Below are 15,487 nucleotides of genomic sequence, written 5' to 3' on the forward strand. Positions count from 1 at the left end.
GCCGCGCACCTCACCCGGTGACACAGGAGGACCCATGCCCCACACCGACACCGTCCTCGGCGCCCCCGCCGAGCGCCTGGAGGGGCGGCAGAAGGTCACCGGCACCGCCCGTTACGCCGCCGAGCACCCGCTACCCGGGCGCGCCCAGGCATGGCCCGTGCCCGCCGTCGTGGCCCGCGGCCGGGTCACCGAGGTGGACACCTCGGCCGCCCGCGCCCTGCCCGGCGTCCTCGCCGTCCTCACCCCCGGCGACGCGCCCAGGCTCGCCGATCCCGAGGACGCCACCCTCGCCGTGCTCCAGGACCCCCGCGTCCCGCACCGGGGGTGGTGCGTCGCCCTCGTCGTCGCCGAGACCCTGGAGACCGCACGGGCCGCCGCCCGGCTGGTGCGGGTCCGCTACGACAACGAGCCGTGCGACGTCGAACTGACCGAGGACCACCCGGAGGCATACGAGCCGGAGGAGGCCAACGCGGGGCTGCCCGGCAGGGTCGAGCACGGCGACCCCGAGGGCGCGTTCGCCGCCGCGCAGACCCGTGTCGACGTCGCCTACCGGGTGCCGCCGCTGCACAATCACCCCATGGAGCCGCACGCGACCACGGCCCACTGGGACGACGACCGGCTCACGGTGTACACCTCCAGCCAGGGCGGTACGACGGCACGCTCCGTGCTCGCCCAGATGTTCGAGCTGCCCGAGGACCACGTCACCGTGGTCAGCGAGCACGTCGGCGGCGGCTTCGGTTCCAAGGGCACCCCGCGCCCCGACCTGGTGCTCGCCGCGATGGCCGCCCTGCGCACCGCCCGCCCGGTCACCCTCGCCTACCCCCGCCGGTATCTGCCCACCGTCGTCGGCCACCGCGCGCCCACCCTGCACCGGCTGCGCCTCGGCGCCGCCCCCGACGGCCGGCTGACGGCGGTCGTGCACGAGGTGACCACCCACACCTCACGCGTGAAGGAGTTCGTGGAGCAGGCCGCGGTGCCCGCCCGCGTCATGTACGCCACGCCCAACCTGCGCACCGTCCACCGCGTGGTCGCCCTGGACGTGCCCAGCCCCTCCTGGATGCGCGCCCCCGGCGAGTCGCCCGGCATGTACGCCCTGGAGTCCGCGGTGGACGAACTCGCCGAGGCGCTGGGCATGGACCCGATCCAGCTGCGCATCCGCAACGAGCCCGAGCACGAGCCGGGCACCGGCAAGCCGTTCAGCAGCCGGCATCTGATGCAGTGCCTGCGCGAGGGGGCCCGCCGGTTCGGCTGGGACGAGCGTGATCCGCGCCCGCGCTCGCGCCGCGAGGGCCCCTGGCTCCTCGGCACCGGTGTCGCCGCGGCCACCTACCCGTCCTCCGCGGTCCCGGCCACCGCCACCGCCCGCGCCCTGCCCGACGGCACCTTCACGGTGCGCGTCAACGCGACCGACATCGGCACCGGGGCCCGCACCGTCCTCGCCCAGATCGCCGCCGACACCCTCGGCACCGCCCTGGACCGGGTGCGGATCGAGATCGGGCACAGCGATCTGCCCCCGGCCTGGCTGGCCGGCGGCTCCACCGGCACCGCCTCCTGGGGGTGGGCCGTACACGACGCCTGCGCCGATCTCGCCGCGCGAATCGCGGCGCACTCCGGCCCGTTGCCCGCCGAGGGCATCGACGCCCACGCCGACACCGCGGGGAAGGCGGACGCGGAAGTCCCCTACGCGCGGCACGCGTTCGGCGCCCAGTTCGCCGAGGTCGCCGTCGACACCGTCACCGGCGAGACCCGGGTGCGCCGGCTGCTCGGCGTCTTCGCCGCCGGGCACATCCTCAACTCCCGCACCGCGCGCTCCCAGTTCACCGGCGCCATGATCATGGGCCTGGGCATGGCCCTCACCGAGGGCAGCACCCTGGACCCCGCGTTCGGCGACTTCACCGAGTGCGACCTCGCCTCCTACCACGTGCCCGTGAACGCCGACGTGCCCGCCGTCGAGGCCCACTGGATCGAGGAGGACGACACCCACCTCAACCCCATGGGCGCCAAGGGCATCGGCGAGATCGGCATCGTCGGCACCGCCGCCGCCATCGGCAACGCCGTCCACCACGCCACCGGGGTGCGCTGCCGTGAACTGCCCCTCACCCCCGACCGGATCCTCGCCGGTCTGCCCGCCGCGAGGTGACAGTGGCCGCGCCGACCTGGGAGTACCACGGATACGAGGCGGAGTCCGAACGCCTGCGGGAGTCCCTGTGCACCCTGGGCAACGGCTACTTCGCCACCCGGGGCGCGCTGCCCGAGTGCACCGCCGACGAGGTCCACTACCCGGGCACCTACGCGGCCGGCTGCTACAACCGGCTCACCTCCGAGATCGCGGGCCGCCGCGTCGAGAACGAGGACATGGTCAACCTGCCCAACTGGCTGCCCCTGCGCTTCCGCCCGGCGGCCGACAGCGGCGGCTGGCTCACCCCGGACACGGCCGGCGTCACCGAGCACCACCTCGTCCTGCACCTCGACGCGGGCCTGCTGGAGCGCCATACCCGCTACTCCCTCGGCCCGGACCGGGCCCTCGACGTACGGCAGTTGCGCCTGGTCCACCTCGGCGACCCCCATCTCGCCGCTCTGCACACGGAGTTCACCGTCGAGGGCGGCGCCCTGGACCTGGACGTCGAGGCCGCGCTCGACGGCGACGTCACCAACTGCGGCGTCGCCCGCTACCGCGACCTGAACGGCCGCCACCTCACCGACGTCCGCACCGGGTCGGACGGCGCCGACACCGTGTGGCTGCACTGCCGCACCCGCACCTCCGACATCCGGATCGCGCTGGCGGGACGGCTCACCGCCGAGGCCCCGGGGACCGGCGACGCCGACGCCTCGACGGCCCTGACCACCGCCGCCCCCGGACCCGGCCGCGCCGTACAGACGGTGCGCCTCACCCTGCCCCCCGGCCGCACCGCCACCGTCGACAAGACCATCGCCCTGCACACCTCCCACGACCCGGCCATCGGCGACCCGCTGCGTGCGGCCCTCGCCCGGCTCGCCGACGCGCCGGGCTTCCCGGACCTGCTGGAATCCCACCGAGCCGCCTGGGAGATGCTGTGGCGGCGCACCGTGCTCGAAGTCCCCGGCGAGGCCGGGCGGATTCTGCGCCTGCACCTCTTCCACGTGCTCCAGACCCTCTCTCCGCACACCGCCGACCTGGACGTCGGCGTCCCCGCGCGCGGACTGCACGGCGAGGCGTACCGCGGCCATGTCTTCTGGGACGAACTCTTCGTGCTGCCCTACCTGAACCTCCACCTGCCCGAGGTCTCCCGGGGCCTGCTCCGCTACCGGCACCGCCGCCTGGACGCGGCCCGGCGCGCGGCGGCCAGGCTCGGCCGGCGCGGCGCCTGCTACCCGTGGCAGAGCGGCAGCGACGGCCACGAGGAGACCCAGGAACTGCACCTCAACCCACGCTCCGGCCGCTGGCTGCCCGACCACTCCCACCTCCAGCACCACGTCGGCTCCGCGATCGCCTACAACGTGTGGCAGTACTGCGAGGCCACCGGCGACAGCGCCTTCCGCGCCGGCGAGGGCGCCGAGATGCTCCTCCACATCGCCCGCTTCTGGGCCGACTCCGCGGAGTACGACGACCACCTCGGCCGGCACCGCATCCGGGGCGTGGTCGGCCCCGACGAGTACCACGACGCCTATCCCGGCGCGGACCGGCCAGGGCTGGACGACAACACGTACACCAACGTCACCGCCGCCTGGGTGCTCGCCCGCACCCTGGAACTGCTGAGCTGCCTGCCCGAGCCGCGCCGCCGCGAACTCACCGAGAAGGCGGGCCTCGAACCCGGCGAGACCGACCGCTGGGAAGAGGTCGCGCACACCCTCCACGTGCCTCGGCACGACGGGATGATCAGCCAGTTCGCGGGCTACGGCGACCTCGCCGAACTGGACTGGGGCGCCTACCGCGAGCGCTACGGCGACATCCGGCGCCTGGACCGGATCCTGGAGGCCGAGGGCGACACCGTCAACCGCTACAAGGCATCCAAGCAGGCCGACCTCCTGATGCTCCGCTACCTCTTCTCGCCCCGCGAACTGCGTGCGCTGTTGCGGCAGTTGGGCCATGACGTCGACGAGGAGGCATGGTCCGCGAACGTCGACTACTACCTCGGCCGCACCAGCCACGGCTCCACCCTCAGCGGCCTCGTCCACGGCTGGATCCTGGCCCGCGCCCGCCGCGCCGACGCCTGGCGGTTCGTCCAGGAGACGCTGCGCGGCGACATCGCCGACGTCCAGGGCGGCACCACCGGCGAGGGCATCCACCTCGGCGCGATGGCCGGCACCCTCGACCTGGTACAGCGCGGGCTGACCGGCCTGGAGACCCGCGTGGGCGCCCTCTGGCTGGACCCCGTCCCGCTCCCCGCGGTCTCCTCCTACAGCTTCTCGATCCGCTACCTGGGCCACTGGGGCATCGCCGTCCGCCTGGCCAGCCGCCGGCTGGAGATCGCCGTGCCCGAGTCCGACAGGGAGCCCATCGACGTACGGCTGCCGGACCGGGTGGTGCCGGTGCGGCCGGGCCGTACGGCGCGACTGGTGCTCCCGGAGTGAGGTCCGGCCACTCGACGGTGGCGGGCCCGCGGGGTCACCATGCACCTGGTTGAAGGAGAAAGGAGCTGTCCGCCGTGCCCCTGCGCGCTCACACGGCCCCGCTGCGGGCCCTGGCGGTGGACGACGAGGAACCCGCGCTGGCGGAGCTGCTGCACCTGCTCCGGGAGGACCCGCGGGTCGGCGACGTGGTGCCCGCCTCGACCGCCGCCGAGGCGCTGCACCGGCTCAGCCGCGCCGGACGGGCGGACCCGGCCGGACGGGACGCCGTGGACGTGGTCTTCCTGGACATCGGCATGCCCGGCCTCGGCGGCCTCGAACTGGCCCGGGTCCTCGGCGAGTCCACCGCACCGCCGTTGATCGTCTTCGTCACCGCCCGCAAGGACTACGCCGTCCGCGCCTTCGACCTCAAGGCCGTCGACTTTCTCCTCAAGCCCCTGGGCAGGGAACGCTTCGCGGAGGCCGTACGACGGGTCGCCGAACTGGTCGGCGCCGGGCAGGGACCCCGCCCGGCGGGCCCCGGCACCGGATCCGTCCCCGGCGGCCACGTGCCCGTGGAACTCGGCGGGGTGACCCGGTTCGTGCCCGTCGCCGACATCGTCTACGCCGAGGCGCAGGGCGACTACGCGCGACTGCACACCCGCGACGGCAGCCACCTGGTGCGCATCCCGCTGTCCGCGCTGGCGGAGCGGTGGCGCCCGCACGGATTCGTGCGCATCCACCGCAGCCGCCTGGTCGCCCTCGGCCGCATCGAGGAACTCCGCGTGGACGGCGGCAACCTGACCGTGCGGGTCGGCGACCGGCTGCTCGCCGTGAGCCGTCGTAACGCCCGCGCGGTACGCGACCTGCTGGCCCAGGGCGCGTACACTCGCCCGCACACCGGGTGATCGGAGCGGCGTCCGGGAGCGCGTGGGGAGACGGAACCCGCCCCTGCGACGAGGCCGTCGCCGAGGGCGGGACCGGTCGTGCCGCGCCGTTGTCCGCCTCACGCCGCCCCTTCGAGCAGGTCGGTATGTGAGCGGGCCCATGAACTCCTGCGGCAATGGGACGAGTTCACCCGCTGCTCGCCCGCCGCGACGGCGCTGGGCGGCACCGCCGGACCGTCGGCCGGTATCGGCCTGGGCCACGTGGACCGCCGGCTGCACCGGGTCTCGAATCTGCCGCCGAAGCTGTGTAAGTTCACCTGCGTTGTCGTTGTGCTGGTGTTGTTGGAGGTGTGTGGGCTGTGCTGATGACCGGCAAGGTGCTGCGTTTCGACGAGGTCCGTGGATACGGGTTCATCGCCCCGTCCGAGCCGGGCGAGGACGTCTTCATGCACGCGAACGACCTGCTGGACGAGAAGTACCTCTACCACGAGGGCAGCGAGGTCGAGTTCCACATGGAGATGGGGGAGAAGGGCCCGAAGGCCTCCCAGATCCGGCTGGTCTACCAGCCCTCCTCGCACCGCCTCCCCAACCGCCCCGTCTTCTCCGACGGTTCCGCCGCCGAACGCCACGCCGCCCCGTCCGGCGAGGGCACCAGCACGGGCCGCTTCCGCACCGAACTGACCGAGGTGCTGGTCACCTCGGTCGACTCCCTCACGGCCGCGCAGATCCGCCAGGTCAGGGAGCGGGTCGTGGAACTGGCCCGGGAAAAGGGCTGGTTGACCGCCTGACAGGGTTCGCCGAGGCCCCTCGGCCGGCCCGGCGACAGCCTTGCCCCCACCCCCCTCCCGGACCCTTGGACCACACCATGACGACAGCGAGCCCGACCGGTGACCCGTGGGTACGCCGTTTCCATCCCGCGCCGCGGGCGTCCGCCCGGCTCGTGTGCTTCCCGCACGCCGGCGGCTCGGCGACCTTCTACTTCCCCTTGTCCGCCGCCCTGCGCGGCACGGCCGACGTGGTCGCGGTGCAGTACCCGGGGCGGCAGGACCGGCACGCGGAGAAGGGCATCGAGACCATCGCGGAGCTGGCGGACCGGGCCCACGAGGCCCTGCTGCCCTACGCGGACCGCCCGTTGACCCTCTTCGGACACAGCATGGGCGCCATCGTCGCCTTCGAGGTCGCCCGCCGTTTCGAACGCGACGGCGAGGCCCCCGTCCACCTCTTCGCCTCCGCGCGCCGCGCCCCGTCCGCCGCCGCGTCCGAGAACGTCCACCGGCGCGACGACGACGGCCTCATCGCCGAGATGCGCCGCCTCAGCGGCACGGACGCCCGGCTGCTGGACGACGAGGAGGTCCTCCGCATGGTCCTCCCGGCCCTCCGCAGCGACTACACCGCCATCGAGACCTACCGCGCCACCCCCTCCACCGTCATCACCACCCCCATCACCGCCCTCACCGGCGACACCGACCCCCGCGTCACCCCCGACGAGGCCCACGCCTGGCGCACCCACACCACAGGCCCCTTCGACCTCAGGGTCTTCCCGGGCGGCCACTTCTACCTCACCGACCGGATCACCGAGCTGTCCCAGCTGCTGCGGCAGCGGTTGACGGCTTAGCCCTTCCGTCCTGTCAGACCAGTTCCCTCGGGCCGTAGAGCGCGGCCGGAGCCCCCGTGGCCAGGGCCCAGTACCGGTCGCCGTACGACCAGTGCCACCATTCCGTGGGGTAGTTCACCAGCCCGGCGTTCCCGAGCGCGGTACCGAGGATCTGTCGGTTGGCGCGGGCCTCGGTGCCGATGCCGGTGGCCCCGGTGTAGCAGGCGCCCGCGCTGACCTCCGGATCGGCGTTCAACGGCGTTCCCATGTCCAGCTCTCGGCCGTCGGCGTCGACAAGGGTCAGGTCGACGGCCGCGCCGGCGCTGTGCGGCGCGATCTCGGGCGGTGAGACGTAGCGGCTCGCCGCCGAACGGATCCGCTCGGCCGGCCAGTCGGGATGGGCGGCGCGCAACCCGGCGCCGTACCCGTCGAAATAGCGCCGCTGAAGGGCCGGGGGACGGTACCCCTCGACGAAGAGCAGGCGCAGTCCCTCCGGCAGCGTCTCCTGCGCCTTGAGCAGCCGCTCCAGCACGCCCTCCCGCAGATGGGCGAACGCGCCGTCGCCGTCCGCCTTCCGCCCGTCGACCGGCAGCCGGCCACCGCGGCGCACATCCACCAGCCGCTCACCGCACTCCCGGACGGGCACCGCGGCGACCTTCGCGTCCGACATCAAGATGATCTCAGCCATGAGGCGATCATCGCAGCCCGCGGCGCCGGGGGCGGTGTCGGAACGACTTTCGGGACAGCGGCTCTCAGAGCCGCAGCGACAGATGCCGTGGCCCCCGCAGCATCGCGTTCTGCCGGTACGGCGGCGGGTCCTCGACCAGCTCCGCCGTGGCCAGGCGGGGGAGCAGGGCGGTGAGGGCGGAGCGCGCTTCGAGGCGCGCGAGCGGTGCGCCGTAGCAGAGGTGGATGCCGGAGCCGAAGCCCAGGTGCTGGTTGTCCGGGCGGGTCGGGTCGAAGCGGTCGGGGTCGGGGAAGCGGCGGGGGTCGCGGTTGCCGGCGGCCAGGGCCAGGATGACGGAGGAGCCGCGGGGGAGCGTGGTACCGGCGACGTCGAGGTCGGCGAGGGGGATGCGCTCGCGCATGTGCACCGGCGGTTCGAAGCGCAGCAGTTCCTCGACCGCACGTGGCATCAGGCCGGGTTCGCGGCGCAGCCGGTCCAGTTCCTCGGGATGGCGCAGCAGGGTCAGGACGCCGTTGGTGATGAGGTTGACCGTGGTCTCGTGCCCGGCGATCAGCAACAGCACCGCCGTTTCCGCGAGTTCCTCACGGGTGAGACGCAGTTCGGGGTCGGGTTCACCGGCGAACGCGGACAGCAGGTCGTCGCCCGGCTCGTCGCGGCGCTGCTCGGCCAGGCCCACCAGATACCCGCCCATCTCCGTACGGGCCCGCTCGGCCTCGTCGCGCGGTGCCGAGGCCGCGTCCGGTCGTACGTCCGCGGACGCGACCAGCGTGTCCGACCAGGCGCGGAAGAGCGGTTCGTCCTCGTGCGGAACGCCGAGCAGCCGGCAGATCACCGTGACCGGCAGCGGATAGGCGAAGTCGTCCACGACGTCGACCTGCCCGCCCGACTCGAACGGCGCCAGCAACTCCTTGGTGATGTTCTCGATCTCGGCGCGCATCCCGTCCACGCGGCGCGGGGTGTGCGGCGGCCCGAACGGCCGCATGGCCAGCGTGCGCAGCCGGTGGTGCTCCGGGTCGTCGAGGCGCAGGAACGGCGGCTTGGCGGTCACCAGGCCGCGGTTGCGCGGGTCGGCGCTCATCCGCGGGTCGTGCAGCAGCGCGGCGACCTCGTGGTAGCCGCCGACCAGCAGGCTGCCGTCCGACTGCGGGACGACGGGACCGGCCGCGCGCAGCTCCGCGTACAGGGGGTAGGGGTCGGGGCGGCTGGCGTAGTCGGTGATCCTCGCCAGCAGGGTGCCGGAGTCCATGTCGGCTCCTCGAAGTGGGCGTGGGCTGTACCGTCGTCGGGCTGTACCACCGCCGGCTAGACCACCGTCAGCCGGCGGTCCGGGAGGTAGCCGGTCAGCGCGACCGTCGGGCCGTGGGAGAGCACCGAGGGGTCCGGTACGTCCGACGGGATCGTGATCTCGGCCGCGAGGGCCCGGTCGGCGGCGCCCGGCGGGGGCGGGAACGGCGCGGCCGTCTCGATCAGGTGCTGGTAGTAGTCGAGCGACTTGGCCATGTCCACGGTGACCGCGGCGGTGACCCGGCCCCGGTAGCCGTAGACCATGGCGAGCCGGCGCGCTTCCAGCGAGCCCTGGGCGATGACCACGTGGTCGGAGTAGGTGGGCACCCCCACCGACTTGATGTTGAGCCCGAACTGCGTCGACCAGAACGTCGGCAGGGCCAGGTGGGGGCGGCGCAGGGGCCCCGGGCTGACCATGTTGTGGGCGGCCACCTCGGCCTGCGTGACCGCGTTGCCCCAGTGTTCCAGGGACAGCAGCTGGTAGCCGAAGAGCGGGTGCGGGAAGCGGGAGACGTCGCCGGCCACGAAGACGTCGTCGGTGACGATGCCGTACATGGTGAAGGCCCGGCACCCGGCGTCGCAGGCCAGCCCGCGCGGGCCCGCCGCGAGACCGGACTCCGCCAGCCACTCCACATTGCGCACCGCCCCCAGCGCCACCACGCACACGTCCGCGTCCACCCGGCTGCCGTCGGACAGCTCCACGCCGGTGAAGCTCCCGTCGCCGAGCAGCCTGGTCACCGTCACCCCGGTGCGCAGGTCCACGCCGTGGTTGCGCTGCATCACGGCCGCGAGTTTGGACAGGGTGCCGCCGAGCGCGCCGACGAGCGGCGCGGGGCCGCGCTCGGTGACCGTGACCTCCAGCCCGCGTTCCCGGCAGGCCGAGGCGATCTCCGAGCCGGTGAACCCGCCGCCGATCACCAGGACCCGCCGCGGCCCCGCGTCCAGCCGCGCCGCGAGCCCCGCCGCGTCCTCGCGGGTGCGCACGGTGAACACCCCGTCCAGCGCGGCCTCCTGCGGGTTCGGCCAGGGCCGGGCACGGGTCCCGGTGGCGATCAGCACCCGGTCGTACGGCAGCGACTCGCCGTTGTCCAGCAGCACCCGCTTCCCCAGCGGGTCCAGGCCCGTGGCCCTTACACCGAGCAGCCACTCCGCCTTCGGGTCGCGGCGCATCGGCAGCCCGGTGGAGTCGGCCGGGGCGATGCCCAGCAGCACCTGCTTGGACAGGGGCGGGCGGTCGTACGGCGGATGGGGTTCGTCCCCGACCACCGTCAGGGAGCCGGTGAAACCCTGGTCGCGCAGCGCCTCCGCGGCCCGCAGTCCGGCCAGCGAGGCGCCCACGATCACGATGCGGCCGTCGGTGAGCTCATCGGACACCGCCGCTCACCTCTTCCCCGAGGAGGATGGCCTGGACCGGGCAGGCGGCCGCGGCCTGACGGACCCGTTCGACCTGGTCCTCGGGGACGGCCGGGGTGTACAGCAGGCCCTCCTCGCCGTGCAGCCGGAACACGTCCGGCGCGAGGAACACGCACTGTGCGTAGCCCTGGCAGCGCGTGAGGTCGACAACGGTCCGCATCGCAACCACTCCTCCTCCGCCGTACCGCCCCCTCGACTCCAGCATGGGGTGAGACCGGGAGGCTCGCACGGCCACGCGGGCGGGACCGGGGAATCCCGTGCCAACGTCCGGCAGGGGAAGGCCGCTTGGCGGATCCGGACGAACACCGACATGTCCCCGGCCCGGCGGAGAAATACTGGTCCAACCAGTTGACCACTGTACGAAGCGCGTCCACCCTGATCGCCATGGCTGAGGGACACATACGGCGCGAGGCGGTCTCCGACCAGCTCTTCGCCCTGCTGCGCGACCGGATTCTCGGCGGCGCGCTGCCGCCCGGCGCCGCGCTCACCGCCGAGCGGGATCTGGCGGCCGAGTTCGGGGTGAACCGGCATGCCGTACGGGAGGCCGTCAAACGCCTCCAGCAGGCACGGCTGGTCGAGGTCAGCCACGGCGGCCGCACCCAGGTACTGGACTGGCGGCGCACCGCGGGGCTCGACCTCGCCGTGGGCATCGCCGCGGCCGACACCGGGCCCACCGTGCAGGACATCGCCCGCGACGCCCTGGAGATGCGGGCCTGCGTCGGCGCCGACGCCGCCCGGCTGTGCGCCCTGCGCTGCTCCGCGGACACCGCCGCCGAGATCGCCGCGGCCGCCGAACGGCACGCGCACACCGGGCCCGATCTGACCGAGCTGGACGAGACCTACGTCGCCTGGTGGCGGCTGATCGTGGAGGGCTCCGGGAACATCGCGTACCTGCTGGCCTTCAACAGCCTGGTGGACGGCCTGATCCCGGTCGCCGACGTGCCCGCCGACCTGGGCGCGGGCGAGATCCTCGACGTCGAGGCCCACCGCCGGCTGGCCGCGCACATCGCGGCCCGTGAGGCCGACGCGGCCGAGTCGCTGGCCCGCGAGCTGCTGTCCCGCAGCGTGCCCGCCGCGCCGCGCACCCGCGAGGGGGTACGGCCGTGATCCCCACCGTGGTCTACGCCATCCCGGCGTTCATGCTGCTGGTCGTGGTCGAGGCGCTGTCGTACCGCTTCCTGCCGGACGACGACGAGCGCGGCTACGAGCTGCGCGACACCGTCACCAGCATGTCCATGGGCGCGGGCAGCCAGGTCATCGCGGTGCCGTGGAAGGTGGCGACGATCGTGGTGTACGCCGCCGCGTACACCGCCGTCCCCTGGCACCTCTCGCCGTCGTCCGGCTGGACCTGGCTGCTGCTGTTCTTCGGCGAGGACCTGGCGTACTACGCCTACCACCGGGCCCATCACCGGGTACGGGTGCTGTGGGCGAGCCACGTCGTCCACCACTCCAGTCTCCGCTTCAACCTCTCCACCGCCCTGCGCCAGACCTGGACGCCGATGACCGGCCTGCCGTTCTGGCTGCCGCTGGCCCTGATCGGCATCCCGCCGTGGATGATCCTGATCGAGCAGGCCGTCAGCCTCGTCTACCAGTTCTTCCTGCACACCGAGCGGGTGGACAGGCTGTGGCGGCCGGTGGAGTGGTTCTTCAACACCCCCTCCCACCACCGCGTCCACCACGGCTCCAACAACGTGTACCTGGACCGCAACTACGGCGGCATCCTCATCATCTGGGACCGGATCTTCCGCACCTTCGAACCGGAGGGTGTGCGGGTGGTGTACGGCCTGACGAAGAACATCGACACGTACAACCCGCTGCGCGTGGCCTTCCACGAGTACGCGGCCGCGTGGCGCGACGTCCGCGCGGCGGGCCGGTGGCGGGACCGGATCGGGTACGTCTTCGGGCCGCCGGGGTGGGCGCCGAGCGTGAAGGGGTGACGAGGCCGGGGCGCGGGGTGACGCCGCGCGCGAGGGGCTGACGCCGGGGGCGCCCGGGGCGGGAGGGATGATGCCCCTGGCAGAACGGATGACGCGGGTGGCACGGGGAAGACCGGCCGTGCCCCTCGCGCCCACCGGCACCCGGAAGGAACCACCAGATCATGTACGACATCGTGGCCCGCGCCCTGACGGAGACGTCCCGGTGAGCGGCACCGAGGAACCCGTGCTGTTCCGCACCACCGGACGGGCCGCCCTCATCACCCTCAACCGGCCCCGGGCCCTGAACGCCCTCAACCACGAGATGGTCCGCCGCATCGACACGGCGCTCACCGCCTGGGCGCACGACCCCCGCGTGGAGACCGTCGTGCTCACCGGCGCCGGCGAGCGCGGGCTGTGCGCGGGCGGCGACATCCGCGCCGTCCACGACGACGCCCGGGACGGCGACGGCAGCGCGTCCGCCGCGTTCTGGCGCGACGAGTACCACCTCAACGCCCGCATCGCCCGCTACCCCAAGCCGTACGTCGCCCTCATGGACGGCATCGTGATGGGCGGCGGGGTCGGTGTCTCCGCGCACGGGAGCGTCCGGATCGTCACCGAGCGGTCGCGGATCGCGATGCCCGAGACCGGCATCGGATTCGTCCCGGACGTCGGCGGCACCCGTCTGCTCGCCCAGGCACCCGGCGAGTCGGGCACGCACCTCGCGCTGACGGGAGATCAGATCGGCCCCGGCGACGCCCTGTTGTGCGGGCTCGCCGACCACTACGTACCCTCCGGCGAGCTGCCCGCGCTGCTGGACGACCTCGCCGTCATGCCCGTGCCGGACGCCCTCGCCCGGCACGTACAGCCGTCGCCACGGGGGGAGTTGGCGGAGCGGCGGGAGTGGATCGACGCCTGCTACGCGGCCGACACCGTCGAGGAGATCGTCCAGCGGCTGCTCGCGTACGGCAGCCCGGAGGCGAAGGAGGCGGCGGAGACGCTGTTCTCCCGATCGCCCACCGCCCTCAAGGTCACCCTGGCGGCGGTGCGCCGGGCCCGGCGGCTCGGCTCCCTGGAACGGGTGCTGGACCAGGAGTACCGCGTCTCCTGCGCCGCGTTGGGCGGCCACGACCTGGTGGAGGGCGTCCGCGCCCAGATCATCGACAAGGACCGCGCCCCCCGCTGGTCACCGGCGACCTTGGCGGAGGTGACCGAGGCGGACGTGGAGCGCTTCTTCGCTCCGCTGGGCGACCGCGAACTCGGACTGGGCGCGGCGGGGTAGCCGCGGGCCGGAGAGGAAGATCACGTCGGGCGGGGGCGGTCTTGGCCGCGGGCCGCTGACGCGGTACGGTCTGTCCGATATCGACGACGGCAGGACGGAAGCCGGTGGGAACCCGGCACGGTCGCGCCACTGTATGCGAGCCCCCAGGGGCTCGTGAGTCAGACCCGTAGCCGTCGTCCAACGCACCACCGACATGGGACGCGAACTCCCAAAGGAGGTCCTGCCATGGCGCAGACCGTCGCCCAGCCGACAGCCACCACCCCCGCCCTGCCCACCAAGCTGCCGCTGAAGGCGATAGCTCCCTGGGCGGTGTTCTTCGGCATCCTGATGCTGGTCCTGCTGTACTTCGTCGGCGCCGAGCAGGGCGCCACCTCCGTGTTCAACGGCACGGACGTCCACGAGTGGGTGCACGACGCCCGCCACCTGCTCGGTTTCCCCTGCCACTGAGGCCGGGGAAACCGCTCGCCCATGAACCACGCAACCGTACGGAACCTTCTCGTACGGGGCATGCTCGCCGGCCTCGCCGCCGGTGTGCTCGCCCTGATCGTGGCGTACCTCCTCGGTGAGCCGAACGTCGACAAGGCGATCGGCTTCGAGGAGGCCCACGCCCACGAGCACGAGATGGCGGTCGTCTCCCGTTCCCTGCAGTCCACCGCCGGTCTCGCCACCGGCGTCCTGGTCTACGGGGTCGCCTTCGGCGGCATCGCCGCGCTCGCCTACTGCTTCGCCCTGGGACGGGTGGGCCGCTTCGGCCCGCGCGCCACGGCGCTGCTGCTGTCGGGATGCGCGCTGCTCGCCGTGTACGTCGTACCGTTCCTGAAGTACCCGGCCAACCCGCCGTCGGTCGGCAACGCCGACACCATCGGCCGGCGGACCGCCCTGTACTTCCTGATGATGCTGCTCAGCGTGTTGCTGGCGATCGCCGCGACCCTCTTCGGCAGACGCCTCGCGCCCGTGCTGGGCACATGGTGGGCGACGGTGGCCGCAGCGGTCGCGTTCGCCGTCGTGATCGCCCTGGCCTTCCGGTTCCTGCCCGTCGTCGACGAGGTACCGAAGGGCTTCCCGGCCACCCTGTTGTGGCGGTTCCGGCTCTCGGCACTGGCCGTCCAGGCCGTGCTGTGGAGCGGATTCGGCCTGCTCTTCGGCGAGTTGGCCGAGCGGCTGCTCAACCCGGGGCCGGCGCGGGCCGCGGCGGGGCGAGCGGCACCGACGGCACACTGACACCGTCCGGATCGCCGCGTCGGCACGGGCCTTCCGCCAAAGGCTAGGCGTCGTCCGACGCGGCGATCGGGCGTCCCAGTCGCAGGTTCCACCGTCCGGCCCTGCCACTGAGTTCGGTCACGGTCAGAGGCGGTACGTCGAGGCGCCAGAAGGCCGTGTCCGGCAGGTCCAGCGCCGTGACGGCCGCCGCCCGGACCACTTCCGGCTCGACCACGGCGAGCGTGCGACCCTCCAGCCGACGCATGCCTTCGAGCCGGCCCGCGACCCGCGCGCACAGCTCCCGCACCGACTCGCCCCCGTGCGGTGCACAGCCGGGATCGGCGAGCCACCGCCCCACCGCCTCCGGCTCGGCCGCGCCCACCTCCTCCAGGGTCCGGCCGGTCCAGCGCCCCACGTCCAGACCCGCCAACTCCGCTACCGGTACGCCCTCCAGACCCAGCGCCGCCGCCGTCTCCCGGCAACGCGCACCGGGCGAGACGAACACCCGGGCGACGGCGGGCAGGTTCCCGGCCGCGGCCCGGGCGCGCGCCGCACCCCCGGCGTCGAGCGAGCCACCGTCGTCGAAACGGGCCTGCCGGAGCGAGGCGCCGATGGCGGGGGAGACGAGCAGGACTCGACTGGTCACGCGGTCACTCCTGCGGTGGTGGCCGTGGGGCACGGAACGGGGCCCGGGGAACA

15 protein-coding genes are annotated in these 15,487 nt (G+C 73.5%); 10 read left to right on the top strand and 5 right to left on the bottom strand.

Annotation, left to right across the window (positions count from 1 at the left end):
• The first annotated feature begins 34 nt into the window (after positions 1–34).
• The 5 genes from ACWDD7_RS08050 (at position 35) to ACWDD7_RS08070 (ending at position 7,029) form a co-directional block, all read left to right on the top strand.
• On the top strand, positions 35–2,140 hold the full coding sequence (locus ACWDD7_RS08050; RefSeq protein ID WP_450456761.1) for a xanthine dehydrogenase family protein molybdopterin-binding subunit: 2,106 nt from the start codon (positions 35–37) through the stop codon (positions 2,138–2,140).
• On the top strand, positions 2,137–4,551 hold the full coding sequence (locus ACWDD7_RS08055; protein ID WP_450456762.1) for a glycoside hydrolase family 65 protein: 2,415 nt from the start codon (positions 2,137–2,139) through the stop codon (positions 4,549–4,551). The genes ACWDD7_RS08050 and ACWDD7_RS08055 overlap by 4 nt, the downstream gene beginning before the upstream one ends.
• An 80-nt stretch (positions 4,552–4,631) precedes the next feature.
• Positions 4,632–5,435 (top strand): LytR/AlgR family response regulator transcription factor, encoded by an 804-nt coding sequence (locus tag ACWDD7_RS08060; protein ID WP_450456907.1) that lies wholly within the window; start codon positions 4,632–4,634, stop codon positions 5,433–5,435.
• 338 nt (positions 5,436–5,773) lie between these two features.
• Positions 5,774–6,202 carry a cold shock domain-containing protein gene (locus ACWDD7_RS08065; RefSeq protein WP_351872410.1) on the top strand — a complete coding sequence of 143 codons (429 nt, stop codon included), beginning with the start codon at positions 5,774–5,776 and terminating at the stop codon, positions 6,200–6,202.
• A 77-nt stretch (positions 6,203–6,279) separates the two neighbouring features.
• Positions 6,280–7,029, top strand: coding sequence for a thioesterase II family protein (locus tag ACWDD7_RS08070; RefSeq protein ID WP_351872412.1), 750 nt, complete (start codon positions 6,280–6,282; stop codon positions 7,027–7,029).
• A 13-nt stretch (positions 7,030–7,042) separates the two neighbouring features.
• On the opposite strand, the gene ACWDD7_RS08075 is transcribed toward ACWDD7_RS08070, so the two are convergent.
• The 4 genes from ACWDD7_RS08075 to ACWDD7_RS08090 all read right to left on the bottom strand — a co-directional run bounded on the left by ACWDD7_RS08075 (position 7,043) and on the right by ACWDD7_RS08090 (position 10,553).
• Positions 7,043–7,696 (bottom strand): M15 family metallopeptidase, encoded by a 654-nt coding sequence (locus ACWDD7_RS08075; RefSeq protein ID WP_450456763.1) that lies wholly within the window; start codon positions 7,694–7,696, stop codon positions 7,043–7,045.
• Positions 7,697–7,760: 64 nt separating this feature from the next.
• Positions 7,761–8,942 carry a cytochrome P450 gene (locus ACWDD7_RS08080; RefSeq protein WP_450456764.1) on the bottom strand — a complete coding sequence of 394 codons (1,182 nt, stop codon included), beginning with the start codon at positions 8,940–8,942 and terminating at the stop codon, positions 7,761–7,763.
• Positions 8,943–8,998: 56 nt separating this feature from the next.
• Positions 8,999–10,354, bottom strand: coding sequence for an NAD(P)/FAD-dependent oxidoreductase (locus ACWDD7_RS08085; protein WP_450456765.1), 1,356 nt, complete (start codon positions 10,352–10,354; stop codon positions 8,999–9,001).
• Positions 10,344–10,553 carry a ferredoxin gene (locus tag ACWDD7_RS08090; protein ID WP_351872423.1) on the bottom strand — a complete coding sequence of 70 codons (210 nt, stop codon included), beginning with the start codon at positions 10,551–10,553 and terminating at the stop codon, positions 10,344–10,346. The genes ACWDD7_RS08085 and ACWDD7_RS08090 overlap by 11 nt, the downstream gene beginning before the upstream one ends.
• A gap of 224 nt (positions 10,554–10,777) precedes the next feature.
• On the opposite strand from ACWDD7_RS08090, the gene ACWDD7_RS08095 reads away from it, so the two are divergent.
• The 5 genes from ACWDD7_RS08095 (at position 10,778) to ACWDD7_RS08115 (ending at position 14,809) form a co-directional block, all read left to right on the top strand.
• Positions 10,778–11,500, top strand: a complete 723-nt coding sequence (locus ACWDD7_RS08095; RefSeq protein ID WP_450456766.1) for a FadR/GntR family transcriptional regulator — start codon at positions 10,778–10,780, stop codon at positions 11,498–11,500.
• Entirely contained in the window at positions 11,497–12,330 is an 834-nt protein-coding gene (locus ACWDD7_RS08100) for a sterol desaturase family protein (protein WP_450456767.1), read from the top strand. The genes ACWDD7_RS08095 and ACWDD7_RS08100 overlap by 4 nt, the downstream gene beginning before the upstream one ends.
• A gap of 202 nt (positions 12,331–12,532) precedes the next feature.
• Positions 12,533–13,588 (top strand): enoyl-CoA hydratase/isomerase family protein, encoded by a 1,056-nt coding sequence (locus tag ACWDD7_RS08105; RefSeq protein WP_450456768.1) that lies wholly within the window; start codon positions 12,533–12,535, stop codon positions 13,586–13,588.
• Positions 13,589–13,813: 225 nt separating this feature from the next.
• Positions 13,814–14,035: a CbtB domain-containing protein gene (locus tag ACWDD7_RS08110; RefSeq protein ID WP_285557592.1), complete on the top strand. Its 222-nt coding sequence runs from the start codon at positions 13,814–13,816 to the stop codon at positions 14,033–14,035.
• 21 nt (positions 14,036–14,056) lie between these two features.
• Positions 14,057–14,809: a CbtA family protein gene (locus ACWDD7_RS08115; protein ID WP_450456769.1), complete on the top strand. Its 753-nt coding sequence runs from the start codon at positions 14,057–14,059 to the stop codon at positions 14,807–14,809.
• Between the two features lie 43 nt (positions 14,810–14,852).
• Here the strand turns inward: ACWDD7_RS08115 and ACWDD7_RS08120 are convergent, their stop codons facing one another.
• Positions 14,853–15,434 (bottom strand): histidine phosphatase family protein, encoded by a 582-nt coding sequence (locus ACWDD7_RS08120; RefSeq protein ID WP_351872439.1) that lies wholly within the window; start codon positions 15,432–15,434, stop codon positions 14,853–14,855.
• Between the last annotated feature and the right edge of the window lie 53 nt (positions 15,435–15,487).

The sequence above is a fragment of the Streptomyces sp. NPDC001056 genome (assembly GCF_053598955.1).

Coding starts and splice junctions, on each gene's coding strand:
- ACWDD7_RS08070 (WP_351872412.1), top strand. CDS start 6,280: ATGACGACAGCGAGCCCGACCGGTGACCCGTGGGTACGCCGTTTCCAT.
- ACWDD7_RS08080 (WP_450456764.1), bottom strand. CDS start 8,942: ATGGACTCCGGCACCCTGCTGGCGAGGATCACCGACTACGCCAGCCGC.
- ACWDD7_RS08110 (WP_285557592.1), top strand. CDS start 13,814: ATGGCGCAGACCGTCGCCCAGCCGACAGCCACCACCCCCGCCCTGCCC.
- ACWDD7_RS08115 (WP_450456769.1), top strand. CDS start 14,057: ATGAACCACGCAACCGTACGGAACCTTCTCGTACGGGGCATGCTCGCC.
- ACWDD7_RS08050 (WP_450456761.1), top strand. CDS start 35: ATGCCCCACACCGACACCGTCCTCGGCGCCCCCGCCGAGCGCCTGGAG.
- ACWDD7_RS08075 (WP_450456763.1), bottom strand. CDS start 7,696: ATGGCTGAGATCATCTTGATGTCGGACGCGAAGGTCGCCGCGGTGCCC.
- ACWDD7_RS08095 (WP_450456766.1), top strand. CDS start 10,778: ATGGCTGAGGGACACATACGGCGCGAGGCGGTCTCCGACCAGCTCTTC.
- ACWDD7_RS08090 (WP_351872423.1), bottom strand. CDS start 10,553: ATGCGGACCGTTGTCGACCTCACGCGCTGCCAGGGCTACGCACAGTGC.